The sequence below is a fragment of the Polynucleobacter sp. AP-Reno-20A-A9 genome (assembly GCF_018882085.1).
GTDB lineage: Bacteria > Pseudomonadota > Gammaproteobacteria > Burkholderiales > Burkholderiaceae > Polynucleobacter.
This window is the reverse complement of record NZ_JACVPB010000012.1, coordinates 48,163-57,426: the sequence shown is the minus strand read 5'-3', so window position 1 is coordinate 57,426 and position 9,264 is coordinate 48,163. Positions and strand designations below refer to the sequence as shown.

Sequence of the window (9,264 nt, the reverse complement as noted above, 5' to 3'; positions counted from 1 at the left end):
AGCCAGCATCAACCCGCTTTAGGGCATCCATGATCTGGCTGTCGGTAAATTTAGAACGCTTCATGTAGAACTCCTCTTATTGAGAAAATTCTACCTCTGAGATCAGTTAACCTGTGGGGGGATTACCGTTGTTTAATATAGGTCTATGAGCAAAGAAAAGCGTGGTCTTGGGGATGTTGAATTCGCTGGCAAGGTGAAGACCCAGACCTTTAAAGAATTTCAGCTAGAACGTCTCATAAAGGACGGTACTGTCATCCCTGCCTCGAAGCTAGCCGAAGCCAAGGATCTAGAGTTGCAACGCAGCAGAGATTTTGAGGCATCCATCGAGGATGAGGAACGTCACCGCAGAGCTACCTCCTTAGCACCAAAAGATAAGTTAATTAACTTACCCCTCACTCGTGAGAGATTTGAAGATTGATAGGTATGTTTTTAGGTATGTAGGAATAAAAAAAGCCATTTAAGGCTTATTTTATATATGTATCTGGCGGAAGAGGTGAGATTCGAACTCACGGAGGACTTTCATCCTCGCCAGTTTTCAAGACTGGTGCATTCAACCGCTCTGCCACTCTTCCTTTTGCTTGAATCTGTTTGACTCAAGCCCCAGATTATAAAGAACTTTTGATTTGCCGCTCTAAATGCTTGGCAATAGCTAGGCTGGAGGTTAATCCAGGGGACTCAAAGCCATATAGATTAAAGAGACCCTCTAACCCGTGGTCTTTGGGAGTATTGAAGCAAAAGTCGCCTGCCGGGGCATTTGGCGGGACGATCTTTGCCCTCACCCCTGAATAATCTGGCTGTAAGGCACAGTCTTTAAGCCCAGGCCAATAACGCCTTACAGCCTCATAGAAGCCCTCGCCTCGCGTGGGATTGACGGTGTAATCAATTTGATTTTCCTTGTCGATTTCAAGCCATTCCACGTCAGGACCAAATTTGGCTTGCCCACCCATATCTAAAGTGAGGTGCACTCCTAAACCACCAGGTTCAGGGATGGGATAAATCAAATGATTGAATGGTGATTTTCCCGAAAGGGAAAAATAATTGCCTTTAGCAAAATAGGCTTTCGGAATTTGGTCTTTGCTTAATAATTGAATCTTTTGCGCCACAGCTGGAGCACTCATGCCCGCACAATTAATGAGTAGTTTTGTTTGAATGTTCATTCCATCCGCGCCACCAATTTCTAATTCAAATCCATCTTTAGCATTTTCACCAATAGGTTTTGCGCTGATCAGCGGCGATTGATAAGCTATCATGCCACCCCCATCCTCGAAGCCGCCCAAGAGAGAAAGCATATAGCCATGGCTATCCACAATGCCCGTACTTGATGACAGAATGGCTGCTACACAATTAAGCTGTGACTCTAACTGCTTAGCTTCTTCACCGGTAATCATCTTGACCTCAGGAACGCCATTGTTCTGAGCTTTATATAAAAGCGCCTGCAGATCATCAATTTGGTTTGGGTCAGTGGCAACGATAAGCTTGCCATAGGGTTGAGTTGCTACTTGATGGCTCCGGCAGTACTCGTACAGCATGCGATTGCCCTCGACACAGAGTTTGGCTTTGAGTGAATCCTTGGGGTAATAGATGCCAGCGTGAATGACTTCACTGTTGCGAGCGCTGCTGATGGTGCCAAAAGAAGACTCTCGCTCTAGCAAAATCGTTTCTCGACCCTGCAGGGCCATTTCTCTCGCAACGGCCAGTCCTACTACCCCGGCACCGATGACGACACAGTCGACTTGATCCATTTATCTGCCCAAGCCTTGAATTTTTGTTATTTGCATCCCGAAATCGTAACATTTTCAGTGTTTTAGTGGGTTTTGGGGTACTTCTTGATAAAATCTATAGATGTCTTCAAAACCAGCTGCAGATCACCCAAAATCCGTATTGAGCGCCCAAGATATCGTTTTAGATAGCGCTTATCAAGGCATTGATGCTGCCAGCTGGAAATCCCTCTTTAAGCAAGCCAAGGATGCTCATTTAGAGCAGTTTATTGCCGATCTATTCGCCGGCAAGCCAGTCAATAACTCTGAAAACCGCCCTGCACTGCATTCCGCTCTCCGCAATCTGGACAAAACCCCAGTACTTATTAATGACAAAGATGTCATGCCTGAAGTCGCGCAAGTTTGGCATCGTATTGAAGCTCTATGCAATAAATGGGTCGGCGTTACTGATGTGATTCATATTGGTATTGGCGGATCTGATTTTGGCCCCCGTTTAGCGATTGAGGCGTTAGCACATGTTCCCGACATTGAGAGTCGTGGCATGCGCATGCATTTCCTGGCTAATATTGATACTGCAGAACTCAATCGCATTCTGCAACGCGCTTTACCCCATAGCACCAAGGTCATTATTGTTTCCAAGTCCTTCACAACACTTGAGACCACCATGAACGCCAAAGCAGTGGTGAAGTGGCTTAAAAATAACGGCCTTACTGATACTCAAGTAAGCAAATCACTTTTTGCTGTAACAGCCAACGTTCCTGCTGCAGAAGCGTTTGGCGTTGACCAAGACCATATCTATCCATTTTGGGATTGGGTAGGCGGTCGTTACTCTGTTTGGTCTGCAGTTGGATTACCGATTGCTTTGCAGTTCGGCTTTGATACCTTCAAGCAATTCTTGGCTGGTGCACAGGCGATGGATCAGCACTTTAAGTCCACTCCCTTAGAAGAAAATCTGCCGGTGATCATGGCGCTGAGCCTGCTTTACCAGCAACAGAAACATAACATCAAGTCGTATGCAGTCATTCCGTATGCAGATGCATTGGATTGGTTTCCGAAATGGTTGCAACAGCTGGATATGGAAAGTAATGGTAAGAGCGTAGATCGTGATGGTAAGCCAGTCAAGTTCTCATGCCCAGTAGTCTTTGGTAGCTCTGGTAGTAATGCGCAGCATTCCTACTTCCAGCTATTACATCAAGGTACAGAAATTATTCCGATTGATTTCATTGCGGTACGAGAGCCGATGAGTAATTTGCCTGAGGCTAAGGCGCATCACCGCATTCTGTTGTCGAACTGCTTGGCGCAGGCTCAAGCACTGGCTAATGGCAAAAAGACGGATAACCCAAACAATACCTATCCAGGTAAACGCCCTAGCAACTTACTCATTCTGCCTAAACTCAATGCCTTCTATCTAGGTGCCTTACTGGCTCTGTATGAGAATCGTACAGCTGCATTAGGCGCCCTATGGAACATTAATAGCTTTGATCAACCCGGTGTAGAGCTTGGCAAAGTACTGGCTAAGCCGATTGAGGCTGCCTTAAAGAATGGTGGCACTGTTCAAGCGGATACTGGCATTGATGAAGTGACGGCCGCTCGTATTAACTTATTTAATCAATAGTTTTATTAGTTCTAGCTTCAGTCTAGATATCGAAAGAAGACTCATGCAACTCTCTCCTTCCATTTTCAAAGCTTATGACATTCGCGGCATTATTGATGAGACTTTAGATCCATCGATTGCCAAACTCATTGGCCAAGCATTTGGTACGGAGATGCGTGAACTTGGTGAAACAGAAATTGTGATTGGTCGCGATGGTCGTTTATCAGGCCCTGGCCTCATTGAAGCATTGACTCAAGGCTTGCTATCTACCGGCATTAATGTGATTGATCTAGGGATGGTTGCCACACCAATGGTGTACTTTGGAGCCAACCAGGTGATCAATGGCAAGAAACCCAAATCCGGCATCATGATTACCGGTAGCCATAACCCACCGAATTACAACGGCTTCAAGATGGTTCTGGGTGGCGCGGCAATCTATGGCGATCAAATTCAGGCGCTGCGCAAGCGTATTGAAGCCAAGCGGTTTGCTACAGGTCAAGGATCCAGAAGTACCTTTGATATCTTCCCAATGTACTTAGAGCGCATTGTGAGTGATGTTAAGTTAGCTCGTCCCATGAAGATAGTGGTGGATTGCGGTAATGGTGTTGGTGGCGCTTTTGCAGGCAAACTCTTTAGAGCCCTCGGCTGTGAAGTGCAAGAACTCTTCTGCGAAGTAGACGGTCATTTTCCGAACCATCATCCAGATCCTGCGCATATTGAGAACTTACAAGATCTCATTAAGAACTTGCAAACTACCGACAATGAATTAGGCCTGGCTTTTGATGGTGATGCCGATCGTTTGGGCGTAGTTACTAAAGATGGTCAGGTGATCTTCCCTGACCGTCAAATGATGCTCTTTGCGAAAGATGTACTCTCACGCAATCCTGGTGGCCAGATTATTTATGACGTCAAATGCACTCGTAACCTAGCAACCTATGTGAAGCAACATGGTGGCGAGCCCTTAATGTGGAAAACAGGCCACTCTTTGGTGAAAGCCAAACTCAAGGAAACTGGTGCCCCATTAGCTGGCGAAATGTCTGGCCATATCTTCTTTAAAGACCGTTGGTTTGGTTTTGATGATGGCTTATACACAGGCGCACGTTTATTGGAAATCCTCTCTAAAGAGAAAGATTCCAGCCAGACACTCAATGATTTACCAAATGCCATTTGCACGCCTGAACTGCAACTTGCTTGTGCTGAAGGTGAGCCATTTGCTTTGCTAGAAACCATTAAAGCGAATGCCAAGTTCCCCACTTCTGAATCTATCAACACGATTGACGGTGTACGCGTGGAATATGCCGATGGCTTTGGTCTGGCTAGACCTTCAAACACAACACCAGTGGTCGTGATGCGCTTTGAGGCTGATAGTGAAGAAGCAATTGCCCGAATTCAGGCGGAGTTTAAGGCTGTACTATTGGCAGCCAAGCCGGGTGCAAAGCTGCCGTTTTAGCCTCTAATTGCAATACCCACATAATTTATGCGCGTATTGACTGCGTATAAATTACCCCATAATAGTGCTATGTTCAATCATGACACTTTACGCAGCAACATAAAAGAAAAAGGTCTAAAAAAGGCTACCAATCTTATGCTCAGCACTGAAGTGTTGGCTGAGGCAAAAAAGTTGGGGATCAATATTCCTAAGGCTTGCGATGCTTTTTTAGAATCTCTTGTGAGGCAAGAAAAAGAGCGGCTTTGGAAATTAGAGAATGCAAAATTTATCAGTGAATACAATCAGATCACTGAAGAAGAAGAAGAAGGACTTCCACTTGATAAGTGGAGAGCTTTCTGATGGCCAGATTTAGCGTTTATCAAAATAGCGATGAACACACTAAAACAACCCCTTATATTCTTGACGTACAAACAGATCTTTTGAGCGGACTAAACACCCGTGTCGTCATTCCGCTTCGGAACATTAATCGATATCAGAACCTAAGCAGCTCACAGGATTTAATGCCAAGGCTGGCAATACAAGGTAAAGAATTTGTTCTTGATACACCCAGAATGGGCAGTAATACCTAAAAAACATCTTAAAAAAGAAATTGGGAATTTAAGAGATCAACAACACATTGTTATGTCTGCTATTGATAGGTTATTCCACGGGTTCTAGTGAACGAGCGGCTTGCCAGGAGCATGAGTATCCCCAGCTCCAACAGAAACATCTTGAACTTGGGGAACCTCACCCCAAGCGGCATGTTCACGCAATTGATTGAGCAATAAACACATTGCTTGCAAGGTAAGTCCAGCCATCTTGAGATTGATATTGGCGCCACCTGGAAGCACAAGATCCAACGACAACATGTCTTCGCCCTCTTGCTTTTCAAAAGCGCATTTAACATCCATCACCAGCACAGGATCAGCGCCTAAAGGATAAGAACTTGCAGGTTGATAAGTCTCGGGTTTGACTGCCTCTCTCTGCTCCCGCTCCTTTTTTATAGCTTCTTCACCAAATTGGGCAATGGCTTTTGCCGCTTCTGGAGTATGGGATTGCTCTAGATTCTTAACCAATAGATGGGAAGTTGCAGCGAGAATAAATAAAGTAATGCGACGCGTAAACCAGAAGCGAAACTCAGTGTCTTCACTGGTATTAAAGCGAAAGAGTAAGCGATCGTCGTTCGCTAAATAGGTAGCATTAAATTGTTTAATCGTCATGACTAAATAGTAGCTGAAATTAATCTCAACCCTTTACACACTCCTCGGTCAGCTCAGCTTCACAAGGAACAATAGTGCTTGGCTCGCCTACAGAGACTTTTGAACCTTCGCCATAGCGATTCGAGCGGAATAGCTCACTGTCTGGATCTAGTGGCGGTAGATAACCAGTAACAATGTTCTGCACTACTGGGCGTAGGTTATTTTGCGGGCTTATAGCTTGCGGAGCTCCGCCAGTAATATGAGTGTATCCACTCAAGGCATTGCTGAGTCCATTAGGGTCAAAAAACTCAATCGGGCCATTTTTTGAGCTCAAAATGATTGGGCCAGCCCCTGGAGGTGGGTCAAAGAAGATGCCTCCGCCAGTGAAGGTTATTGGACCAATAGTCGTAATGCCACCACCAATAGTGATTGTTCCAGCTGGGGTTGGTGGCAAGGCTGGATCTAGATGGGTTTCCATAGTCACCACCAAACCACCTAATGGAACAATTGATCCAATCGCGCCTCTAAAGGTGATTGCGGGGACTTGATCTGCCGAGAAGGATACCGCCTTTAGATCAAGTGTATGAGTCACGTTAAGGGAGTCGTCAATCGTTCCCAAGAAAGTAATACTAGGGTCTTGTGACAAGAATGAGCGAGTAAGCCCATTGGAGCCGTTATCTGAAATCACTACTGCACCGTTATAAGTCTGGGTGCTTAGGGTATAGACATCTGCTTTTAAGAGTACGTCTTTAGCGTTAATCAGAAGATCGGTGATGGATGGTCCTTTAGACAATCTTGATGACGATAGATAACCAGCGTTATCTGTCAGAGTTACCTTACCAGCAAGAGCATTGAGCGTTAATGAACGATTAGCCGCATCTGAATTTACTGTGCTCAAGAATGAAATATTGCCATTTTGGCTACTCATCAACATAGGAGAAAGGACCGACCCTGAGCTGAAAGTAACGGCGCCGCCATACTGCTGATCACCCAATGTTTTGATATCGGTAATTAAAGTCACCGGGCCATTGATCGTCAATGACCTCAGTGTAGTGTCTATACCCAGACCCACCCTACCGCTATCGGACAAAATCGAGCCATTACCCAAAGCATATGCATTTGCCAAGATCAGGGTCTTGCCACTTGCCACAGAAATTTGACCTGTTAGTGGGCCGGGATTTACCTGGTTATTGTTGCCTGAGAGAGTTAGTGCTCCGTTACCAGTTTGAGCATAGGTGCCGCTACCACTTAAAGTATTGGCGATTGTTGTACTGGTAGATTCATTAATAGTTAAAGTACCGTTATTGATGATGTTGCCACCCATAGTGCCAACTGCCGCTACGTCATACACGACAGAACTGCCAGCCGGAATATAGACATTGGCTACGTTATTGAGAGCTGGGATCGCCCCGCCTGCCCAGTTAGACTGAGTTGACCATTTGCCACCTATGCCACCAACATAACTTACAGAATTGAGCTGGGTAATGGTGCCGATGTTTGCGCCAAAGGTATTTGAATCTAAAACATAGTTACCACCATCGTTACCAGCTAAAGTAAGGCTGATATCTACGGCTTTTTGCACTCCTACATTGCGATTATCAAACGTACCTGAGCCAATAATGGTCACTTTATCCTTGCTTGCACCTGATCCTAATACGGTAGATAGGGTTGGATCAATATTGAGTACTAAGCCCCCAATATTGATATTGCCGTCATATACCTTGCTTACACCCGAGATACCTAATTGAGTAGGACTTAGGGTGTATGGAGTAATGCCACTAGATCCAACAACCGTCAGAGAATTAAAGTTGTTGCCTGTCACCGTGGAGTTGGTGGCTGCGAGGTTATAACCACCGACATTGATATTGCCCGAGGTGCTGGTAGTTGCGCCAACCAATAAGAGCGTGAAATTAGCTGCTCCACTAGCGGTATCTACAATACTGATAGTAGAGCCGTTGATGGTTGGGACCAAATCAACAATTGTTCTACCATCCCCATCCAAATATTGCGCTTTTATAAATTGCGCCTTAGGAACATTTGCATTAAGCGCTTCAGTACCATTTGCAGCATAAAAGGGATCAGATCCATAATCTCGTGAATTTGGTGTTACTCGCACTAACAAGGTTTTGGCAGGCGCAATAATGTAGTCACCTTTTACATAGGTGATGTTGTAATTAGGTGCGCTTAATCCGCTAGCCTCTAAAACACCGGGGTAGACATTCGCAGCATCTGTACCAAAATTGTTGCGGACAATAGAAAGGGTACCGCTCATTACGCCCCTTTTACTTTCATTTTCGCCATTTACAAAGCCGTTATAAGTAACGCCCATATAACCGCCGGCACATGAAACTCTCAGACCACAATTATTTTCCGATCCAATGACATCTGACTGGGTAACAAATTTGGCATCCGTTGCTGCGGTAATGATTAAATTTGCTGGTGTAATAGTTGCTGTATTGGTAGTGGTGGTATTAGGGGTCGAGCTGTAACTTGTTGTGATGTAGTAGTTACTCATCACCGCAGTTCCTAACACGCCAGTAATAGATGTTACGTAGTTATTTCCATAAGCTACATTAGCATCCACTAGATTAGCGCTCGCAATTGATTTAACCGTATCCCCCACCATCAATCCAGTGATCGTGAAAGTGCTTGGCGTAATATTTTTTGTTCCCGAATAAGTACCAGTCAACTCAATACCCAATGGTGCAGGTGAGATAACTAAACTTGCATTAGTAAATACCGGTGGATTGTAATTTGATAGAACTGCCCCGCCTGCTACTAAATTCGAGGCATAGGTTCCTACATTAATTCCAGTTGCCATACCTACGACTGTAATATTTTGAGCATCATTTCCTAAGGCAGCAATTGAGTAGCTGCCAATATAAGCACTTCCTTTATAGGTATTACCAGTAAGACTCTCTACGGCGGAAATTGAGAGATTAGCTTTGCTAATACTTGCCGTATTAATACCACTTAGAGCGCTAGCACTGTTGTAATTCAAATTACCGACTAAACTTGTGCCAATAGATGTGAAGTAACTTGCATCAACTACATTCTTACTATTAGCAGTTGCAGTAACAGTAAAGGTCTCACCATTAACGCCACTTAAGGTTGCATTGGTGATGACCCCATTAATAGCGTCGTAGACTTTAGTGCCTGTAATGCTGGTGTAATTAGCTTTATTAATAGTTAATGCACCCGGCGTAAAGGTGGTGAAGTCATAGTTATTGGCACTTAAGGTACCGATTGCAGCAGTAATCGTTGCAGTACCTGCTCCGGTACTTTCAGTTGCTGCAGTGCTAGCAACGCCGCTGCCAGTCACTC

General features: G+C 44.9%; 8 protein-coding genes and 1 tRNA gene. 5 read left to right on the top strand and 4 right to left on the bottom strand.

Features of this window, described 5'->3' with window-relative positions; genetic code table 11:
- The first annotated feature begins 145 nt into the window (after positions 1-145).
- Entirely contained in the window at positions 146-418 is a 273-nt protein-coding gene (locus tag ICN39_RS09635; RefSeq protein ID WP_216233821.1) for a hypothetical protein, read from the top strand.
- A 64-nt stretch (positions 419-482) separates the two neighbouring features.
- On the opposite strand, the gene ICN39_RS09630 is transcribed toward ICN39_RS09635, so the two are convergent.
- Together ICN39_RS09630 and ICN39_RS09625 are read right to left on the bottom strand one after the other, a co-directional pair.
- Positions 483-572 (bottom strand) — tRNA-Ser (locus ICN39_RS09630).
- Between the two features lie 33 nt (positions 573-605).
- Positions 606-1,742, bottom strand: a complete 1,137-nt coding sequence (locus ICN39_RS09625; protein WP_216233820.1) for an NAD(P)/FAD-dependent oxidoreductase — start codon at positions 1,740-1,742, stop codon at positions 606-608.
- Between the two features lie 100 nt (positions 1,743-1,842).
- On the opposite strand from ICN39_RS09625, the gene pgi reads away from it, so the two are divergent.
- The 4 genes from pgi (at position 1,843) to ICN39_RS09605 (ending at position 5,331) form a co-directional block, all read left to right on the top strand.
- Positions 1,843-3,333, top strand: coding sequence for a glucose-6-phosphate isomerase (pgi, locus tag ICN39_RS09620; RefSeq protein WP_216233819.1), 1,491 nt, complete (start codon positions 1,843-1,845; stop codon positions 3,331-3,333).
- 43 nt (positions 3,334-3,376) lie between these two features.
- On the top strand, positions 3,377-4,762 hold the full coding sequence (locus ICN39_RS09615) for a phosphomannomutase/phosphoglucomutase (RefSeq protein ID WP_216233818.1): 1,386 nt from the start codon (positions 3,377-3,379) through the stop codon (positions 4,760-4,762).
- A gap of 69 nt (positions 4,763-4,831) precedes the next feature.
- Positions 4,832-5,101 carry a type II toxin-antitoxin system CcdA family antitoxin gene (locus ICN39_RS09610; protein ID WP_216233817.1) on the top strand — a complete coding sequence of 90 codons (270 nt, stop codon included), beginning with the start codon at positions 4,832-4,834 and terminating at the stop codon, positions 5,099-5,101.
- Entirely contained in the window at positions 5,101-5,331 is a 231-nt protein-coding gene (locus ICN39_RS09605) for a CcdB family protein (protein ID WP_216233816.1), read from the top strand. Before ICN39_RS09610 ends, ICN39_RS09605 begins: the two co-directional genes overlap by 1 nt.
- Positions 5,332-5,415: 84 nt before the next feature.
- On the opposite strand, the gene ICN39_RS09600 is transcribed toward ICN39_RS09605, so the two are convergent.
- Entirely contained in the window at positions 5,416-5,961 is a 546-nt protein-coding gene (locus tag ICN39_RS09600; protein ID WP_216233815.1) for a hypothetical protein, read from the bottom strand.
- Between the two features lie 25 nt (positions 5,962-5,986).
- Positions 5,987-9,264: S-layer family protein (locus tag ICN39_RS09595; RefSeq protein ID WP_216233814.1), on the bottom strand; the 3,278-nt coding region annotated here is incomplete at its 5' end.

Excerpts from the sequence above, each read along its gene's own strand:
- ICN39_RS09635 (WP_216233821.1), top strand. The coding sequence starts at position 146 with ATGAGCAAAGAAAAGCGTGGTCTTGGGGATGTTGAATTCGCTGGCAAG.
- ICN39_RS09625 (WP_216233820.1), bottom strand. The coding sequence starts at position 1,742 with ATGGATCAAGTCGACTGTGTCGTCATCGGTGCCGGGGTAGTAGGACTG.
- pgi (WP_216233819.1), top strand. The coding sequence starts at position 1,843 with ATGTCTTCAAAACCAGCTGCAGATCACCCAAAATCCGTATTGAGCGCC.
- ICN39_RS09615 (WP_216233818.1), top strand. The coding sequence starts at position 3,377 with ATGCAACTCTCTCCTTCCATTTTCAAAGCTTATGACATTCGCGGCATT.
- ICN39_RS09610 (WP_216233817.1), top strand. The coding sequence starts at position 4,832 with ATGTTCAATCATGACACTTTACGCAGCAACATAAAAGAAAAAGGTCTA.
- ICN39_RS09605 (WP_216233816.1), top strand. The coding sequence starts at position 5,101 with ATGGCCAGATTTAGCGTTTATCAAAATAGCGATGAACACACTAAAACA.
- ICN39_RS09600 (WP_216233815.1), bottom strand. The coding sequence starts at position 5,961 with ATGACGATTAAACAATTTAATGCTACCTATTTAGCGAACGACGATCGC.